Genomic DNA, 17,749 nt, shown 5'->3' on the forward strand with positions numbered 1-17,749 from the left:
CTTTAGCCATGTATAAGCCCGCCCAATTTCCGAAATTGATCCATGTCTGTTTCGGCCGCCTGGCTGGCCGCTGATATGTTTCGTCCGCAAAGTGGAGTAACGAGAATGGCTGTACCGAAGAGAAAAACGAGCCCGTCCAAGCGCGGTATGCGCCGCTCGGCTGATGCGCTGAAGGCTCCGACCTATGTCGAAGACAAGAACTCCGGCGAACTGCGTCGCCCGCATCATATCGACCTGAAGACCGGCATGTATCGCGGCCGTCAGGTTCTGACGCCGAAGGAAAGCGCATAATTTAAGCGCTCCCGTAAGGGCTGAGATTCAAAGGCTGGCGTTTCGCCGGCCTTTTTCTGTTTGCGCATTTCGTCCAGCAGGTTGCGTCCGAAAACCGCTTCGCACTTTTGGGCCTTTGCGCTAAAACTCGCGGCGACTTCAATTTCGAAGAGATTTTCCCGACTATGATTGTTGCCTTCCCGCTGATGATCGTTCCCCTCGTGCTCTACAATCTGGCGATGCTGGGTTTGATGGGCGCCGGCGGCATTGCTTCCCTTAACGATGTCATGCTTGCTCTCGCGATGCTTTCGAGCGCGACATGGACGCTGCAGCTCGGCGATCTCTTTATCGTCATCGCGCTGATCATGCTGTTCTTCGAAATCCTGAAGGCGACGCGCAATGGTTCGGGCTCACTGCTCAATCACATGCTGTCGATGCTGGTGTTCATCGCCTATCTCGTCGAATTCCTGCTGGTCAAGGATGCGGCGACGCAGACTTTCTTCGTCCTTATGACGATTGCCTTCATCGACGTCATCGGCGGATTCACGATTTCGATCCGCTCGGCGGGACGGGATGTTTCGATCGGCTTGTAAGGGCTTTTGACTTCTCCCCGGCGGGGAGAAGGTTATACGGAGCATGATTGAGCAGGCGTTGCGCCACCCTCGCCCCGCTGGGGCGAGGGGAGGAACTCACAAACTATCCAGCTTATTCTGCATCGCGCGGAGCTGCTCTTTCAGCTCGTCGATGTCTTTTGCCTCTGCCTTGCGGCTTTCTTTCGCCGGCGGCTTCATGAAGGGCGAGAACATCTGCATGGCCTGCTGGAACATTTCGGTATTGCGACGGACCTGTTCCTCGACCATCTGGATCGGCAATTGCAGATTCTTGCCAAGCGGCGTTTCGCCGAAGGCGCGGTTGATCTGCTCGCGCATCTGCGTCTGCTGCTCGGTGAAGGCGCGCATGGAATGTTCGAGGAAGCTCGGTACGACCATCTGCATCTGATCGCCGTAATAGGTGATCAGTTGCCTCAGGAATGAAATCGGCAACAGCGTATTTCCGGTCTTCGATTCCTGTTCGAAAATAATCTGCGTCAGCACCGAATGCGTGATTTCTTCGCCGCTTTTTGCATCCTGGACGATAAATTCTTCTCCCTTCTTCACCATCTCCGCCAGGTCATCCAGCGTCACGTATGTGCTGGTGCCAGTATTGTATAGGCGGCGATTGGCATATTTCTTGATTACGATCTGGCCCTCATTCTTTGCCATTATCAGTCTCCTGGACCCGTCTGATTGTATGGAAACTCCTCCACCGCTAAGTGTAGACGCAAAAGAAGCTTGGTGACAATCGCTTTGTGCAATGCGGCAAGCCCTTTCCATTAATTGGATTTTTTGCCGGCAATGACGGCTTCATGAAATCTGCAAGATCGAAATTCTTGGCGTTTGACTCGGGCGCAAAGCTTTGACAGTTTCGACTTATATATGTTCAACCTGTGAGGAGGCTTCCATGAGCAATCCATCTATCGTCGTCGCCAGTGCAGCTCGCACTGCTGTCGGTTCCTTCAACGGCGCCTTTGCGACCATTCCGGCTCATGAGCTCGGCGCAGCTGCGATCAAGGGCGCATTGGAGCGCGCTGGTGTCGAGGGCAGGGAAGTCGACGAGGTGATCCTCGGCCAGGTGCTGCAGGCTGGCGAAGGGCAGAATCCGGCCCGCCAGGCTGCGATGAAAGCCGGCATCCCGCAGGAAGCGACCGCCTGGAGCGTCAACCAGCTCTGCGGTTCGGGTTTGCGCGCCGTTGCGCTCGGCATGCAGCAAATCGCTTCCGGCGATGCCAAGATCATCGTCGCCGGCGGCCAGGAATCCATGTCGATGGCTCCCCATGCCGCGCATCTTCGCGGTGGCACCAAGATGGGCGACATGAAGATGATCGACACGATGATCAAGGATGGTCTGACGGACGCCTTCTACGGCTATCACATGGGCATCACGGCGGAAAACATCGCCCGCCAGTGGCAACTTTCGCGCGACGACCAGGATCAGTTCGCCGTTTCCTCGCAGAACAAGGCCGAGGCTGCCCAGCTTGCCGGCCGCTTCAAGGATGAGATCGTGCCTTTCATCGTGAAGGGCCGCAAGGGCGACGTCAGCGTCGACGCCGACGAGTATATCCGTCTCGGCGCGACGCTGGACGGCATGACCAAGCTGCGCCCGGCCTTCGACAAGGAAGGCACGGTGACGGCCGGCAATGCGTCGGGCCTCAACGACGGCGCGGCCGCTACCGTGCTCATGACCGAGGCGGAAGCCTCGCGCCGCGGCATCCAGCCGCTGGCCCGCATCGTCTCCTGGGCAACCGCCGGCGTCGACCCGCAGATCATGGGCAGCGGCCCGATCCCGGCCTCGCGCAAGGCCTTGGAAAAGGCGGGCTGGTCCGTCGGCGATCTTGATCTCGTCGAGGCCAATGAGGCATTTGCCGCGCAGGCCTGCGCCGTCAACAAGGATCTCGGCTGGGATACGTCGATTGTCAACGTCAATGGCGGCGCCATCGCCATCGGCCATCCGATCGGTGCCTCCGGCGCCCGCATCCTCAACACGCTGCTGTTCGAAATGAAGCGTCGCGGCGCCAAGAAGGGCCTCGCAACGCTCTGCATCGGCGGCGGCATGGGCGTCGCCATGTGTTTCGAGGCGCTCTAAGAGCATCCGCTGTCAGGTGGAATTTCCTGCAAACGGATAGGGATGCTCTTGATTCAAAAGACCGGAGCGGCATAGCGCTCTGGTCGCTTCGCTCGAATATCAAACGCGCGAGGGTTGTGAATAAGATCATTCTAAAATAAATGGCAAGCGACGGATGAACGATTCGAGATTGCTCATCCCGTTTTGGCGACAACAGAGGGGAGTGGACTATGAGCAGAGTAGCGTTGGTGACAGGCGGTACGCGCGGTATTGGAGCGGCCATTTCGATTGCGTTGCGCAATGCGGGCTACCGGGTTGCAGCAACCTATGCCGGCAATGACGAGAAGGCGCAGGCTTTCCGGGACGAGACCGGCATTTCCGTTCACAAGTGGGATGTGTCTGACTACGAAGCCTGCGGTGCGGGCATCGCCAAGGTCCAGGACGAGCTTGGTCCGATCGACATCCTCGTCAACAATGCCGGGATCACCCGCGACGCCATGTTCCACAAGATGACGCCGCAGCAGTGGCATGATGTCATCAATACGAACCTCACCGGCCTGTTCAACATGACCCATCATGTTTGGCAGGGCATGCGCGATCGCAGCTTCGGCCGTGTGATCAACATCTCCTCGATCAACGGTCAGAAAGGCCAGATGGGTCAGGCGAATTATTCCGCCGCCAAGGCTGGCGATCTCGGCTTTACCAAGGCGCTTGCACAGGAAGGTGCTGCCAAGAACATTACGGTCAACGCCATTTGCCCCGGCTATATCGGCACGGAGATGGTGCTTGCGGTGCCGGAAAAGGTGCTGAACGAGCGCATTATCCCGCAGATCCCGGTTGGTCGTCTCGGCGAGCCCCAGGAAATCGCCCGCATCGCGGTCTTCCTTGCCAGCGACGACGCCGGCTTCATTACGGGATCGACCATCAGCGCCAATGGCGGGCAGTTCTTCGTTTGAGCTGATGGAATGACGTGGCGGATGATTGCCGGGAATGCCCGGCAGTCATTGCCGGCTTGAATTCCTGGGCTGCTGCGGCCGGGGTTTGAATTCCAAAACGACGGCCTCGAGGGCCACGCGGCGCATTTCCTTCTCCCGCATTCGTACGGCATGACCCAGTACATAAAATGTGGTGCCGAGAAGTGTGAGCGCCGCGGCGCTCGCGATGAATTCGGCCATGGTGCCGTTCCTTTCAAAAAACGTTGACGCGATCCCCCGAAACCGGCGTGGATGTGAGTGTTCGTCTTAAGAAAATCGGCCCGAAATTTTCGAAAGATAAAGTTCATGCCCGATCGTCAACGAAGCGTTGATGATCGGGCTGAAGGAAATCGATCCTTGCGTGTAAGCGCTTAGCGGCAACGAGCCTCATAGCGGTGGCCGTTGCGGTCGCGATAGATGCAATAGCCTGGGCGCTCCTGGGACCGGCCGATCAGGTAGCCGACGGCACCACCGGCGACGGCGCCGATTGCGGCGCCGCCCCAGCTATTGCTGGCGACGCCGCCTATGATCGCGCCGGTTCCGGCGCCGATGGCTGTCCCCTTTTCCGTTGCCGTGCACGAAGCAAGTGCTCCGACAAGGGCGATCGCGACGATAATTTTCTTCATAGCATTGCTCCCTAGTGTGTGAGGTCTTCAACAATATCGGCCGGATTAGATCCGGCCCATCAATAGCAGAATGAGAATGATAACAAAAACCAGTCCGAGACCACCCGATGGACCGTAACCCCAACCTCGGCTGTAACCCCAGTTCGGGAGCGCTCCGATCAACAATAGAATCAAAATCACGAGCAGTACTGTACCAAGCATGGCGTATTCCTCCGCGTCCAGCGCCTAGAGCATCCCGCCAGAGCGACCGCACGCAGGCGGATAGATGCGCTAGATTACAAGTGCCGGTGCGTCCTTATCTACCGTTCCTGGCGAATAGGAGCGCACCAATGCCGCTGTCGATAGAAACTTATTTCACGAGAAATTGTTCCGGCTCAGAAATAACAAGACATGAAGATGAGCCGGCATGTCGAGTCAAAATGTTAACGTAGGCATCGGCGTCATGCGGAGAATACATAACAACGAGTTCCGCATATGGTTAAAAATTGCTTTAAATACAATATGTTGCGGTGAACGAAACGAGAAAGCGGACGTGTCCGTGTTTCGTCAGCGATTCGTTCTGCATTTGGGCTTTGGTTAACGGCGGCAGGGATTGCGTCCCGGAAGGACCTACCTCTTTAGGAGAGGGAATTTAGGCCTCATCGCCCAAAAGTGGTACTATCCCGGTCGAAATGGTTAATACCGCGCAATTTTTTTTCTACCTCCTTTGTTGCGTCATTCCCCATTTGGATGAGCTTCCTCATCCGAACGCTATATCTAGCCGTGAACAAATACAGTACATGAGTTGATCTGCGATTCGTCGCCGATTCGTTCCGGCTTTGATCGATAAGTTAACGGATTCAATCACCACGCGAAATTGTGAGCTTTTTATATTACGTTTCGCTCAAAGGTTAATTGCAATCCACGATTCGACGTGATTCGGCGCTTCAACCCTGCAGAGTCCTGTGTATTTCGTTGGCTAAGACACTAGATATTGTGGAGAACGGATGCGGAACTGATGGGAGTCAGCGATTCGTCGCCGATTCGTTCCGGCTTTGGCCCGAATCTTAATGCCGAAATCATTCGGGTCTTGTTCTGAGAAATTCGCCAAATTTACAAACGGTTAACCATGTTCTTGTGTGAGGGCATCGTTCCGCCGGACTCGTCGCTTGACTCATGATTCATGTGAAAAAGCGGTCCAAATGGCGATTCACGATCTGGTGGGCATTTGCGAATCAAAATCCATATATAGTAGTGAACAGAAGCGGAACTAAACGGAGTCAGCGATTCGTCGCCGATTCGTTCTCAAGCTGTTCCCCACTCGACAGGACTCGTGTGGGATGTAGGGAGAATGTAGCTCTTGGTTGAACCTGCCGAAGATAAAATCGCATATTGCGGCCGTTGTTTTTTGAATCAGGTCTTGCCTTTGTCACATATGGTCGTCATCTCTTCTTTTCTTCCTTGGGGACCTTGCTGATCGGAAGACAGTGGTTTCTCGCCCATGCATGGACCTATGACTCAGACTTCGCAGCCAATGATCCTGAGCGGACGCGGCGTGACCGCGGTGCTCGGACCCACCAACACCGGCAAAACCCATTATGCCATCGAGCGCATGGTGGCGCACGGCAACGGCGTGATCGGCCTGCCGCTGCGGCTGCTGGCGCGCGAGGTCTATACGCGTGTCGTCGAGAAGGTTGGGGCGCAGTATGTCGCGCTGGTCACCGGCGAAGAGAAGATTTCGCCGCCGAATGCGCGTTATTCCGTCTGCACCGTCGAAGCCATGCCGCGCGAGACGCGGGCCTCTTTCGTCGCCATCGATGAAGTGCAGCTCGCTGGTGATCTGGAGCGCGGCCATATCTTTACCGACCGCATCCTGCATTTGCGGGGGCGCGAGGAGACGCTGCTGCTCGGCGCCGGCACGATGCGGCCGATCCTTGAGCAGCTTTTGCCGGGGATCACCGTCGTCGAGCGGCCGCGGCTGTCGCATCTCTTTTATGCCGGGCAGAAGAAGATCACCCGCCTGCCGCAGCGCACGGCGATCGTCGCCTTCTCCGCCGATGAAGTCTATGCCATCGCCGAACTCATTCGTCGCCAGCGCGGCGGAGCGGCTGTCGTTCTCGGCGCGCTCAGCCCGCGGACGCGCAATGCGCAAGTGGCGCTCTATCAGGACGGCGATGTCGAATATCTGGTGGCGACCGACGCGATCGGCATGGGCCTCAATCTCGATGTCGACCACGTCGCCTTTGCCCAGGATCGCAAGTTCGACGGCTATCAGTTCCGCAATCTCAATCCGGCCGAACTCGGCCAGATCGCCGGCCGCGCCGGGCGCCATCTGAAGGACGGCACTTTTGGTGTCACGGGCCAGGTCGATCCCTTCGACGATGAATTGGTTCGGCGCATCGAAGGTCACGAGTTCGATACGGTTAAAGTGCTACAGTGGCGCACCAAGGAATTCGATTTCTCCTCGATCGCATCGCTGCGGGCGAGTCTTGAGAGCGCGCCGCGTGTGCAGGGCTTGACACGCGCGCTGCCATCGGTCGATCAGCAGGCGCTGGAATATTTGTCGCGCGATCTGGAAATTTCCGATCTTGCCAATAATCCGGCGCGAGTGGAAAAATTATGGGAAGCCTGTGCGCTTCCGGACTATCGGCGGATTACGCCCGCCCAGCATGCCGATCTTATCGCCACCCTCTTTTCCGACCTTGTACGCTATGGCACGGTAAAAGAGGACTTCCTGGCCGAGCAGGTGCACCGCGCCGATCGGACAGATGGTGAGATCGACACGCTTTCGGCGCGAATCGCGCAGATAAGGACTTGGACCTATGTGTCGAACCGGCCCGGTTGGCTTGCCGATCCGACACACTGGCAAGAAAAGACGCGGGAAATCGAAGATCGATTGTCCGATGCGTTACATGAAAGGTTGACGAAACGCTTTGTTGATCGCAGGACATCTGTGCTCATGAAGCGCCTGAGAGAGAATGCGATGCTGGAAGCTGAAATCAGTGTGAATGGGGATGTCTTCGTTGAGGGGCATCATGTGGGACAGTTGACCGGATTCCGGTTCACGCCAATCGCGGGAACCGAGGGGCCGGACGCGAAGGCCGTCCAGACCGCCTCGCAAAAGGCGCTGGCGCTGGAGTTCGAGGCGCGGGCCGCCCGTATCCATGCGGCCGGCAACAGCGATCTGGCGATCAGTGCGGACGGTCTCGTCCGTTGGCTTGGCGATCCTGTGGCGCGGCTGTCGGGCAGCGATCACGTCATGCGTCCGCGCGTCATCCTGCTCGCCGACGAGCAATTGACGGGCAATGCGCGCGATCATGTCGCTGCGCGTATTGAGCGCTTCGTGAACCATCATATCAGCACGGTGCTGAAGCCGCTCGACGATCTGTCGCGCGCCGAGGATTTGCAGGGTCTTGCCAAGGGGCTGGCCTTCCAGCTCGTCGAAAATCTTGGCGTGCTCTTCCGCCGCGACGTCACGGAAGAGGTGAAGTCGCTGGACCAGGATGCGCGCGCCTCGATGCGCCGCTATGGCGTCCGCTTCGGCGCCTACCACATTTTCGTCCCCGCCCTGCTGAAGCCGGCTCCGGCCGAACTCATCACCCTGCTTTGGGCGCTGAAGAACGACGGCCTCGACAAGCCGGGTTATGGCGACCTGATCCCGGTTTTGGCGGCGGGCCGCACGTCCGTGGTTACCGATCCGACTTTCGAACGTATGTTCTACAAGCTCGCCGGCTTCCGTTTCCTCGGCAAGCGCGCGGTGCGTATCGATATTCTCGAGCGGCTGGCGGATATCATCCGTCCGCTGTTGCAGTGGAAGCCCGGCCAGGCGTCGCGTCCGGAAGGCGCCTATGATGGTCGTCGCTTCACGACGACGACGGCAATGCTTTCCATTCTCGGCGCGACGCTGGAAGATATGGAAGAGATCCTGAAGGGTCTCGGCTACCGCGCTGACGCTGTGAAGGCCGAAGACGCGACAGCCTTCCTTTCGCAGCAGGATGCCTCCTCGGCGCCTGCGGCGGCGCAGGCTGCCGAAGCTGTCGCCGACAAAGCCGATCATGATGATGCCGACAGCCACAGCGATGAGCCGGCTACGGAAGGTGAAGCTGCCGCGCAGGACGCCGCTGCCGTAGAGCAAGCCCCTGCTGAGCCGGCTGCTGCCGCTGCAGAGTCGACGGAAGCTGCCGAGGCCGCAACCGAGCTGGCGGGTGCCGATATCGTCACCGCCGAGCCGGTAGAGCCGAAGCCGGTTCTGCTTTGGCGTCTTGGCGGACGCAGCGACAACCAGCAGCGTCAGGGCGGACGCGGCCATGGCGATCGTCGCGGCCATCAGGGCGAGGGACGCGGTCAGCAGGGCAATCGCCGCAATGGCGGTGGTGAGCAGCAAGCGAGCGGTGAAGGCAATCGCGAAGGGCGTGAAGCCCGTGGTGACAACAAGGGACCGCGCGGCAATCGCGACGGCGGCCGTCCGCAGCACCAGGGCAATCGTTCCGACCGCAACGACCGCCAGGATCGTGGCGACCGGAAAGAGCGTAACGATCGCAATGACCGGAACGACCGCAACAATCGCGGTGCATCGCAGCCGTTGCGCTTCGAGGCCAAGCCGCCGCGCAAGGAAAAGGCGATCGATCCGGATTCTCCTTTCGCCAAGCTCGCAGCCCTCAAGGAGCAGATGAAGAAATAGGCCATGACGGACGAAAAACAGCCATCTTCCGGTTCGCGTCAGCGCATCGACAAGTGGCTGTTCTTTGCCCGCATGGTAAAATCCCGCTCGCTGGCGCAGGTCTATGTCCAGAACGGCAGCGTGCGGGTGAACGGCGAGCGGGTCGCGCAGCCGAGCTATGGCGTCAAGGCCGGCGACCGGATCGAGCTGTCGTTGGAGCGGCGCGACGTCGTCCTGATCGTGCGTCAGACGGGCGAGCGGAGGGGGCCTTTCGAAGAAGCGAAGCTGCTTTACGAGGACCTGACGCCGCCGCCAGATGAGACAAAACGTCTCACTCCCTTCGAACAGGCGCTCCGCGCGCCCGGTAGCGGACGGCCGACGAAGCGCGACCGACGCGCTATCGACCGCCTGACCTCCGACGATGATTAGAAAACTCTGCCCGGCCTCTATGATTTTGGGATTGTTTATCCCTTGAAATTGGTTGGCAAAGTCGATACCTCACGGTCAACCCGCTGGTAACCAGCCGGTCGGCATGCCTGCGCCTAGCGCGTCCGCTTGCCCGCCGGCTTCCGAGGGAAAAGCGCGACGTTCCAGGTTGCGCATCCGCGGAAACGAGAGACATTCCTGGAGTGCTTCATGACATATGTCGTGACCGACAATTGCGTTCGCTGCAAATACACCGATTGCGTGGAAGTCTGCCCCGTGGACTGCTTCTACGAGGGTGAGAATTTTCTCGTCATCCATCCGGATGAATGCATCGATTGTGGCGTTTGCGAGCCGGAATGTCCCGCCGAGGCTATCAAGCCCGATACCGAGCCGGGTCTCGACAAGTGGCTGAAAATCAATGCGGATTACGCATCGATCTGGCCGAACATCACAGTCAAGCGCGATCCCCTTCCGGAAGCCAAGGAAATGGATGGCGAACAGGGCAAGTTTGAGAAATACTTCTCGGCCAACCCCGGTTCAGGTGACTGATTGAAGGTCGTGACAGGCCGCCGATAAAGGTGTAGTCGATAGCGCATAAAGACGAATCATTGCCGTTGGCCGCTGGAGCGGTCGACGTGGCCGCTTTGGTGTGCGTAAAGCAAATTATTGATTTAGTCAGATTTTTGTGATAGCTTCCTCATACTGATCCACTGCGGCATTTCGCGTGCCCCAAACCATCACGAAAGCAACTAACAAATCCGTACGCGGTTTCCTTGACATATCAACGTTTTGAGGTGTCGGGGTCTGGGATCGCGATGAACGGATTTCTTTTTGCACGCGTCTGGCTGGACCAGGATGAAGTCACCCCGACGGTGCTTCCGTCTCAACCGGGCCTGACTGACCCGGCCCCGGCTCACGCTGGGTGCGTAACAGGGAGTTTTTGAAAAGAATGACGATCCAGCAGAAAAAACCTTCAGCAGCACGCCATGGCTTCAAGACCGGTGAAGCGATCGTATACCCCGCCCACGGCGTTGGTACGATCACCGCGATTGAAGAGCAGGAAGTCGCAGGCATGAAGCTTGAGCTTTTTGTAATCGACTTCGAAAAAGACAAGATGCGTCTGAAGGTGCCTGTGGCAAAGGCCATGAGCATTGGAATGCGTAAGCTTTCCGAGACGGATTTTGTCGATCGGGCGCTTAAGGTTGTTCAGGGCAAGGCCCGCGTCAAGCGCACCATGTGGTCGCGCCGGGCCCAGGAATATGATGCCAAGATCAATTCGGGCGATCTTATCTCGATTGCCGAAGTTGTTCGCGATCTCTATCGCGCTGAGAACCAGCCTGAGCAGTCTTATTCCGAACGTCAGCTCTATGAAGCTGCACTCGATCGCATGGCGCGCGAAATCGCCGCCGTCAACAAGATGTCCGAGACCGAGGCCGTTCGCCTCGTCGAAGTCAACCTGAACAAGGGCCCGAAGCGCGGCAAGGTCGTCGAAGAAGACGATTCCCAGGACGAAGCCGCATAAGGCCAGAGGTCACATACCACGTCAAAAAACCCGGCCCTCGCGCCGGGTTTTTTCTTTGGAACCTTTTTTGGTCTGATGCGTTTATGCCTCGTATTCGCGACTGCTGCGCGCTTTCTCATGATGTGAGTTTCTCGGGCAGCCGTTTCCCTTAACATTCACGAGGACCGGACCCCATGTGTTTTGATTGGAAATTTCCCGGCGATCGGAAGTCATTTCGTTCGCTAGGTCATTTTGGTGAAGCCGAATTAGACCCGTAACCGATCGTCGGATATCCGGAGATCGGCCTCCAATTGAATTCCATTCATAGATTTTCACCCGCGCAGCAATGTCCGGAAACGATGTTTGCTGCCTTTTCCGTTGACCGTGGCACAGAGACGATTTTGGGGCAGGATTAGGGGATATGCATATGAAGAATATGTCTGCAGATCGGCGTATGATTAAGATCGCGATGGCCGCTCCCTATCTCGGCCGTGACGAAGAGCACGATCTCGCCATCCGCTGGAAGGATCACGACGACCGCGGCGCTCGCAACAAGATCGCCACAGCCCACATGCGCCTCGTTATTTCGATGGCGGGCAAATTCCGCAATTTCGGCTTGCCGATGAGCGATCTGGTACAGGAAGGCTATGTAGGTCTCCTGGAAGCGGCGGCAAGGTTCGAACCGGAACGGGAAGTACGATTCTCGACCTATGCTAGCTGGTGGATCCGCGCTTCGATCCAGGATTATATCCTGCGCAACTGGTCGATCGTGCGCGGAGGCACGAGTTCGGCGCAGAAGGCATTGTTTTTCAATCTCCGCCGCCTGCGCGCCAAGCTCGCCAGAGGCAATACCGGCGTCACCGTGCAGTCCATCCACGAGGAAATCGCCATCGCCCTCGGCGTCAGCCTTGCCGATGTGCAGACCATGGATGCGCGCCTTTCCAGCAACGATGCATCCTTGCAGGCGCCGTCTATTTCCGGCGACGCCGAAAGCGCCGAGCGCATGGATTTCCTGATCAGCGACGAGCCTCTGCCGGACGAACAGGTCTCCAATATGATCGACGGCGAACGCCGCCGCATCTGGCTGGCTTCCGCGTTGAAGCACCTCAACGAGCGTGAAATGAAGATCATCCGCGCACGCCGCCTGGTGGAGGATGGTGCGACGCTGGAGGAGCTGGGTGCCGATCTCGGCATTTCCAAGGAACGCGTGCGCCAGATCGAAAGCCGCGCCATGGAGAAACTCCGCAGCGCCCTGGTCGACGCCGATCCGCGCATGGCGAGTTATGCCTGATGAAAACCCTTCTCCCCATGGGGAGAAGGGTCGAGGCGCCAGCCAAAAAAGCAGCTTTCCCGATAACGCCCTTCAAGCCGCTTTGTGCGCGGCTTTTTCGCGTTGGGGCGAAGGTACGCGATTCAATTATTCGGAAATGATCTTGACCCTGTCGCCGGGCGCGACGTTTGCGCCTGATGGCAAGGCGTTGATCAGCTTGAAGAGATCGAGCTTGCGGTCGGTGCCCATCATGCGGGCGGCGAGGGTGGTGATGTTATCGCCCGCCTTGACGGTGACGACGCGCACGCGCAGCGGCTTCAGCGACGAGGCTTCCTCCGGCGTCATGTGCCGGAAGCTGGAGCGAAGCACATCGGCCGTTTGCTGCAGAGCGGCAGTGTTGCCTTTCGGCACGGCCGTCAGGAAGCGGAAGATCTGCGAGCGGTCGCGGATGACGGTGACGTCGAAATCCCAGCGATCGGCCGAGGCGCGCGCGGTGGCCGCCTCCATGCCGTTGACCGTGATGGGCCGGATGGTCGAGGGATCGAGACCGGTGACCCAGCCGCTCGAAATATAATTCGTCAGGTTCTGATTCTGGCTGTCCGCCACGCCATCGAAGCGGACGGCGATGTCGCCGGGGCCAGTCGCCATGACCGCCTCGACCTTGTTATCGATGTGGAAATCGGGCGGCACTTCGAAGCGAATGCCGAGACCGCCGTGCAGGAAGGTCTGGCCGCGCACATAGCCTTCTTCGGGGCTGTCGCCATAAAGCAGGCCGTCGATGCCATTGAGGTAATAGTCGCGGCCGGTATCGCCGACCTTGCCCTCCTCGCCGAATTCGCGGGCATGCGTCTTGGCAAGATCGATGCGCTGCGGCGTGCTCGGATGGCTCGATAGGAAGTCGAGGCTCTGGTCCGCGTCGGAATTGGCCGTCATGAAATGGCTGTAGTCTTCCATCGCATTGAGGAAGCGGGCCGCCGCGTAGGGGTCGTAGCCGGCCTGGCCAAGCGTGCGGATGCCGATCTCGTCCGCTTGCAGCTCCTGCTGGCGGGAGAAGGCGGCAAGGCGCAGCTTGCCGCGCGCGAGCGCCTGCTTACCGGCAAGATCGCTCGACAGAACTTCCGAGACGACGCGGCTAGCGATGACTTCGGCCTCTTCACGCTTCTGGCGCTCGATGCCGTGATTGGCGGTGACGTGCGCCATCTCATGCGACAGCACGGCAGCAACTTCCGAGGCATCGTTGGCAAGGGCCAGCAGACCGCGCGTGACGTAGAGGTAGCCGCCGGGCAGCGCGAAGGCATTGATCGACGGCGAATTCAAAATGGTGATGCGATAGGATTGCTGCGGATTTTCCGACACGCTGGTCAGTGCGCCGGCAATGCGGGCGACCAGGCGCTCGGTCCTGGCATCCTTGTACTCGCCGCCATAGCTAGCCAGGATGCGCGGATGCTCGCGGGCGCCCATCTGCGCGCGCGGATCGTTCTTCTGCACTTCGGAAACGATCTGCGGACTGGACGAGGGGGAAACATTCGGCTGGTAGGATTGATCCAGCACCGACTGACAGCCGTTGAGCACCGTTGCGGCAATGAGGACGGGGGCGAAGCGGCGCATAAGGGCCGCAACTGTCACGCTGATCCTTCGTCCTGCGTACTCGCTCTGCTTCAGTGCCTGTATCCCACTCATCTCGCTGCCATGCCGGCCGAACACCGAACTCGGTTGATCATGGCTAGGCCGATCATCGCCGGGTTTCGTCAAAGGTTGCATCCATCCCGATCAAACCTGAGTTCATCCGGATGGTCTCTGCCCTTTGCTGTAGCCGATTTCGGCAGCAGTTGCATAGCGAGACTCCGTTTAAAATGTGGCAGCGTTGTATTTTGGCAAGCATATGCCACGCTTTCAGCCGCTCGCCACGACGAAATTAAGGCAAAACCGGCAGCAAAATTGCTGCATCGCATTCAATGCTGCAAAAATGTGGTCAGTGCCGGAATGCCTTCCTGTGTCAGGAAACGTTCGATGGGAGCTGAAAGCCGAATGGTTCCGCCATCGATGAAGACGGCATGGTCGGCGAGACGGCGAACTTCGGCTGGGTCGTGCGAGACGATCAGCACCGTATTGCCGGTCTCGCGGTGAAGCGTGGACAAAAGCTCGGCCATGCCGGAGCGCAGGCCCGGATCGAGCGCGGCGAAGGGTTCATCGAGCAGCAGGATCGGCCTATCCCGCACCAGCGCCCGGGCGAAGGCGGCGCGTTGGCGCTCGCCGCCGGAGAGGGTGCCGGGCATGCGTCTGTCAAAGCCGGCAAGCCCGACGCGGGCCAGGGCCTCAGAAATCCTTTGCCGATCGTCTGCCGAGAGTCTTAGCGATGGGCTGATGCCAAGCCCGACATTGGTGAAGAGATCGAGATGGGCAAAGAGGTTGTTATCCTGGAAAACCAGGGAGACCGGCCGTGCTGAAGGATGCAGCTTGGTCACCTCCTGTCCGGCAAGCATGATGCGGCCACGGTCCGGCGTCTCGAAGCCGGCGAGCAGATTGAGGAAGGTGGATTTGCCCGATCCGGACGGGCCGGTGATGGCGATAATCCGCGCCTGTGGCAGTTCGCAATCAAAGCGGAAATCATGCGTGCCGAGCCGCAATTCGACGCCGGTCATCGCGAGGCCTCGTGCCGCCATGCCTTGATTATCGGTCATTCCGCCTGCCTTCGTCCTCATGCTTGCCTTGACCGGCCGTGCCGGCGATGGTCAGGAGAAGACATATCAGCCCCAGAATGAAAGCAAGTCCGTCTGCATCGTTGGTGCGATAGCTGCCGAGCTTGCTGTAGACCAGCCAGGGCAGGGTCATCAGGCTATCGGAGCCGAAAAGAGCGATGGCGCCGAGATCGCCGAGCGACAGTGCCATGGCGAAGGAGAGCGCCGTGAAAAGCGGTTTGCGCAGGCCCGGCCAGTCGACCAGCCGTAACCGCGCGAGGCCATGAAGGCCGAGGCTTGCGGCGAGCCGTTCGGTGCGGCGGCGATGGACGGCATGGGCCGGTTCGATGACGCGGATGACAAAGGGAAGCGCCATAAGGGCGTTGATGACGACGATCAGCAGCGCCGCGAAGCGGGCGGGATCGTCAACCAGCCTGAGCGCCAGGAACCATCCGGTCGCCAGGACGATCGGCGGCACCAGCAAGACGAGGGAGGATGTGCCGCTCAAGGCAACGGCCAAGCCGCGCAGGCTCGGCGCTTTCCGGCGTTCGGCCGATATGGCTGCGCGGGCGCGGATAATGGTGAAGGAGGCGAGGACCGCCAGAATGCCGGCAGCAAAAGCGATTGCGAGGCTGGTCAAGGTCGCCTGCAGGAAGATCGTCTGGCCGACAAGCCTGAGAAGATCTGCCTTCAGGCCGGTGACGACTACTGAACCGAGCGGCAGGCCGATGAACAGGGTGGTGAGCAGGAGCAGCAGGCTATCGACCAGTTTGGCGATGGGCAATGTTCCGTCGATGCGCCGTACGGCGCGGCCGGACGTCAGCCCGTGATCGTCGGGTGCCGGAAGCAGGGCCATTGCGCCGAGAATGGCGGCGGTCACCACGATCTGCAGCAGGGACAGAGCTACGGCGCGACCGGGGTCGAAATCGAAGCGAAGCGCCTGATAGATCGCCACTTCGAGCGTGGTCGCGGCTGGGCCGCCACCAAGGATCAGCACCAGCGTGAAACTGGTGGCACAGAGCATGAAGATCAGACCGGCGATACCGGGAATGAGGCCGCGCAGTATTGGCCATTCGATGAAACGAAAGACGGAGGCCGGACGCATGCCGAGCCCGCCGGCCATCAGCCAATATTCCGCCGGCACGCGCTCCAGCCCGGCAAGCATCAGGCGGGCGGCCAGCGGCAGATTAAAGAAGACGTGCGCGAGCAGGATGCCCATCAGCCCGTAGATGCTCACCGGCTGCGCCAGGCCGAGCCCCGTCAGCGCCTGGTTTAGAAGGCCCTGGCGGCCCCATATGCCGAGCAGCCCGAGCGCACCGATCAGCACCGGTAGGCCCATGGGGACAGCCATCAGGCGGATCAGCCAGAGTCGGCCGAGAAAACGCGGTTGCCGCGCCAACGCGCGAGCCACGGGAATTGCGAGAACAACGGAAAGAAGGGTGGATAGCGTCGCCTGCAGCAGGGTGAAGCGCAGCACGCGCAGAAGGTAGGGATCGGCGAGCGGATTGCCGCCGCCGGCGGTTTCGATGCCGGCGGTAAGCAGGGTGGCGATGGCAAGGCTGATGAAAAACACGATGCCGGCAAGACTGAACGCCCCGCCGGCAATGGCATGTCTTTTCTCGGGTGCCGTCAGCAACATCTCACCGTTAATTGGTGCTGGTGGCGGCCAGCCATTCGTCGACCCAGGCCTTGCGGTTCTTCTCGACCACGTCAGGGCTCATCAGGAAGGTCTTCGATGGGACGACCAGCTTGCTGAATGCATCCGGCAGCGGCTCGGATGTGGCCGCGGCCGGCATCATCCAGTTATTGGTCGGAATGGTGTCCTGGAAGCCAGGCGAGATCATGAACTTCAGGAAGTCGCGGGCAAGCTCCTTGTTCGGCGACGACTTGATTAGGCCGGCGACTTCGATCTGGATGTAATGACCCTCGGAGAAGGCGGCCGCCTGATAGCGGTCGGTCTTGTCCGTGATCATGTGATAGGCCGGCGATGTCGTATAGGAGAGCACCATCGGCGCTTCGCCCTTGGTGAACAGGTCGTAGGCTTCCGACCAGCCGGGCGTCACGGTCAGGATGCGGCCCTTGAGCTTCGTCCAGGCATCGGCTGCCTTGTCGCCATAGACCGACTTCACCCAGAGTAACAGGCCGAGGCCCGGCGTCGAGGTGCGGGGATCTTCGATGACGATCTTCTGCGACGGATCGCCTTCGACCAGATCCTTCAGGCTCTTCGGCGGGTTCTTGATCGCCTGCGTATCGTAGACGACGGCGAAATGGCCGTAATCATAGGGCACGAAGACGTCGTCCTTGAAATCGCCGGGAACCTTGAGGCCCGATGTGTCTATGCCGCTGGCATCGAACAGGCCGGTGTCCTTGGCTTCGTCGACGAGGTTGGTGTCGAGGCCGAGAACGACGTCGGCTTTGGTGCCGGTGCCTTCCAGCTTCAGCCGGGAAAGCAGTGCCACGCCGTCGGTGACGCTGACGTAATTGACTGTGCAACCGCAGGTCTTCTCGAAGGCGGCCTTGACCTTGGCGCCCGGACCCCAGTCGGCGGTGAAGCTTTCATAGGTGTAGATGGTGAGCGTCTTGTCTGCGGCTTCGGCGCCTTGGGCGGCAAAAAGCGTTGCGCCGGCGGCGAGAGCCAAGCCGGTAAACAGTGATAGCAGCGATCGGTTGGGCATGACAGCGCCTCCTCGTTGGTTTGTCTTGA

The 17,749-nt window shown here is 59.4% G+C and carries 17 protein-coding genes; 9 read left to right on the forward strand and 8 right to left on the reverse strand.

Annotation, left to right across the window (positions count from 1 at the left end):
- Positions 1 to 105: 105 nt before the first annotated feature.
- Both rpmF and QD357_RS06105 read left to right on the forward strand, forming a co-directional pair.
- Positions 106 to 291: a 50S ribosomal protein L32 gene (gene rpmF, locus QD357_RS06100; RefSeq protein WP_003543812.1), complete on the forward strand. Its 186-nt coding sequence runs from the start codon at positions 106 to 108 to the stop codon at positions 289 to 291.
- Positions 292 to 455: 164 nt separating this feature from the next.
- The gene (locus QD357_RS06105) at positions 456 to 863 is read left to right on the forward strand and encodes a hypothetical protein (RefSeq protein WP_107109824.1); all 408 of its coding nucleotides are present in this window, start codon (positions 456 to 458) and stop codon (positions 861 to 863) included.
- Positions 864 to 959: 96 nt separating this feature from the next.
- On the opposite strand, the gene phaR is transcribed toward QD357_RS06105, so the two are convergent.
- A complete protein-coding gene (phaR, locus tag QD357_RS06110; protein WP_107109823.1) occupies positions 960 to 1,532 on the reverse strand; it encodes a polyhydroxyalkanoate synthesis repressor PhaR in 573 nt (190 codons plus the stop codon).
- Between the two features lie 238 nt (positions 1,533 to 1,770).
- On the opposite strand from phaR, the gene QD357_RS06115 reads away from it, so the two are divergent.
- Positions 1,771 to 2,952, forward strand: coding sequence for an acetyl-CoA C-acetyltransferase (locus tag QD357_RS06115; RefSeq protein WP_107109822.1), 1,182 nt, complete (start codon positions 1,771 to 1,773; stop codon positions 2,950 to 2,952).
- Between the two features lie 209 nt (positions 2,953 to 3,161).
- Positions 3,162 to 3,887 carry a beta-ketoacyl-ACP reductase gene (locus QD357_RS06120; protein WP_107109821.1) on the forward strand — a complete coding sequence of 242 codons (726 nt, stop codon included), beginning with the start codon at positions 3,162 to 3,164 and terminating at the stop codon, positions 3,885 to 3,887.
- 45 nt (positions 3,888 to 3,932) lie between these two features.
- Here the strand turns inward: QD357_RS06120 and QD357_RS06125 are convergent, their stop codons facing one another.
- The 3 genes from QD357_RS06125 to QD357_RS06135 all read right to left on the reverse strand — a co-directional run bounded on the left by QD357_RS06125 (position 3,933) and on the right by QD357_RS06135 (position 4,732).
- Positions 3,933 to 4,106 (reverse strand): hypothetical protein, encoded by a 174-nt coding sequence (locus QD357_RS06125; RefSeq protein ID WP_181316111.1) that lies wholly within the window; start codon positions 4,104 to 4,106, stop codon positions 3,933 to 3,935.
- Positions 4,107 to 4,276: 170 nt separating this feature from the next.
- Entirely contained in the window at positions 4,277 to 4,531 is a 255-nt protein-coding gene (locus QD357_RS06130; protein WP_107109820.1) for a YMGG-like glycine zipper-containing protein, read from the reverse strand.
- A gap of 45 nt (positions 4,532 to 4,576) precedes the next feature.
- Positions 4,577 to 4,732: a DUF3309 domain-containing protein gene (locus QD357_RS06135; RefSeq protein ID WP_107109819.1), complete on the reverse strand. Its 156-nt coding sequence runs from the start codon at positions 4,730 to 4,732 to the stop codon at positions 4,577 to 4,579.
- Positions 4,733 to 6,023: 1,291 nt separating this feature from the next.
- On the opposite strand from QD357_RS06135, the gene QD357_RS06140 reads away from it, so the two are divergent.
- The 5 genes from QD357_RS06140 (at position 6,024) to QD357_RS06160 (ending at position 12,388) form a co-directional block, all read left to right on the forward strand.
- On the forward strand, positions 6,024 to 9,191 hold the full coding sequence (locus QD357_RS06140; protein WP_414124115.1) for a helicase-related protein: 3,168 nt from the start codon (positions 6,024 to 6,026) through the stop codon (positions 9,189 to 9,191).
- A gap of 3 nt (positions 9,192 to 9,194) precedes the next feature.
- A complete protein-coding gene (locus QD357_RS06145; protein ID WP_107109817.1) occupies positions 9,195 to 9,599 on the forward strand; it encodes an RNA-binding S4 domain-containing protein in 405 nt (134 codons plus the stop codon).
- Positions 9,600 to 9,806: 207 nt separating this feature from the next.
- Positions 9,807 to 10,145, forward strand: coding sequence for a ferredoxin FdxA (gene fdxA / locus QD357_RS06150; RefSeq protein WP_107109816.1), 339 nt, complete (start codon positions 9,807 to 9,809; stop codon positions 10,143 to 10,145).
- Positions 10,146 to 10,545: 400 nt separating this feature from the next.
- The gene (locus QD357_RS06155) at positions 10,546 to 11,118 is read left to right on the forward strand and encodes a CarD family transcriptional regulator (protein ID WP_107109815.1); all 573 of its coding nucleotides are present in this window, start codon (positions 10,546 to 10,548) and stop codon (positions 11,116 to 11,118) included.
- A gap of 406 nt (positions 11,119 to 11,524) precedes the next feature.
- Entirely contained in the window at positions 11,525 to 12,388 is an 864-nt protein-coding gene (locus QD357_RS06160) for an RNA polymerase factor sigma-32 (protein WP_107109952.1), read from the forward strand.
- Between the two features lie 126 nt (positions 12,389 to 12,514).
- On the opposite strand, the gene QD357_RS06165 is transcribed toward QD357_RS06160, so the two are convergent.
- The 4 genes from QD357_RS06165 to thiB all read right to left on the reverse strand — a co-directional run bounded on the left by QD357_RS06165 (position 12,515) and on the right by thiB (position 17,720).
- Complete coding sequence (locus QD357_RS06165) at positions 12,515 to 13,975, reverse strand: M48 family metalloprotease (protein ID WP_107109814.1); 1,461 nt, start codon at positions 13,973 to 13,975, stop codon at positions 12,515 to 12,517.
- Between the two features lie 344 nt (positions 13,976 to 14,319).
- On the reverse strand, positions 14,320 to 15,048 hold the full coding sequence (locus QD357_RS06170) for an ATP-binding cassette domain-containing protein (protein WP_107109813.1): 729 nt from the start codon (positions 15,046 to 15,048) through the stop codon (positions 14,320 to 14,322).
- Positions 15,038 to 16,684: a thiamine/thiamine pyrophosphate ABC transporter permease ThiP gene (gene thiP, locus QD357_RS06175; protein WP_107109812.1), complete on the reverse strand. Its 1,647-nt coding sequence runs from the start codon at positions 16,682 to 16,684 to the stop codon at positions 15,038 to 15,040. The genes QD357_RS06170 and thiP overlap by 11 nt, the downstream gene beginning before the upstream one ends.
- 7 nt (positions 16,685 to 16,691) lie before the next feature.
- Positions 16,692 to 17,720: a thiamine ABC transporter substrate binding subunit gene (gene thiB, locus QD357_RS06180; protein WP_107109811.1), complete on the reverse strand. Its 1,029-nt coding sequence runs from the start codon at positions 17,718 to 17,720 to the stop codon at positions 16,692 to 16,694.
- Between the last annotated feature and the right edge of the window lie 29 nt (positions 17,721 to 17,749).

Source organism: Rhizobium sp. BR 317, from assembly GCF_047445835.1.
Lineage (GTDB): Bacteria > Pseudomonadota > Alphaproteobacteria > Rhizobiales > Rhizobiaceae > Rhizobium > Rhizobium paranaense.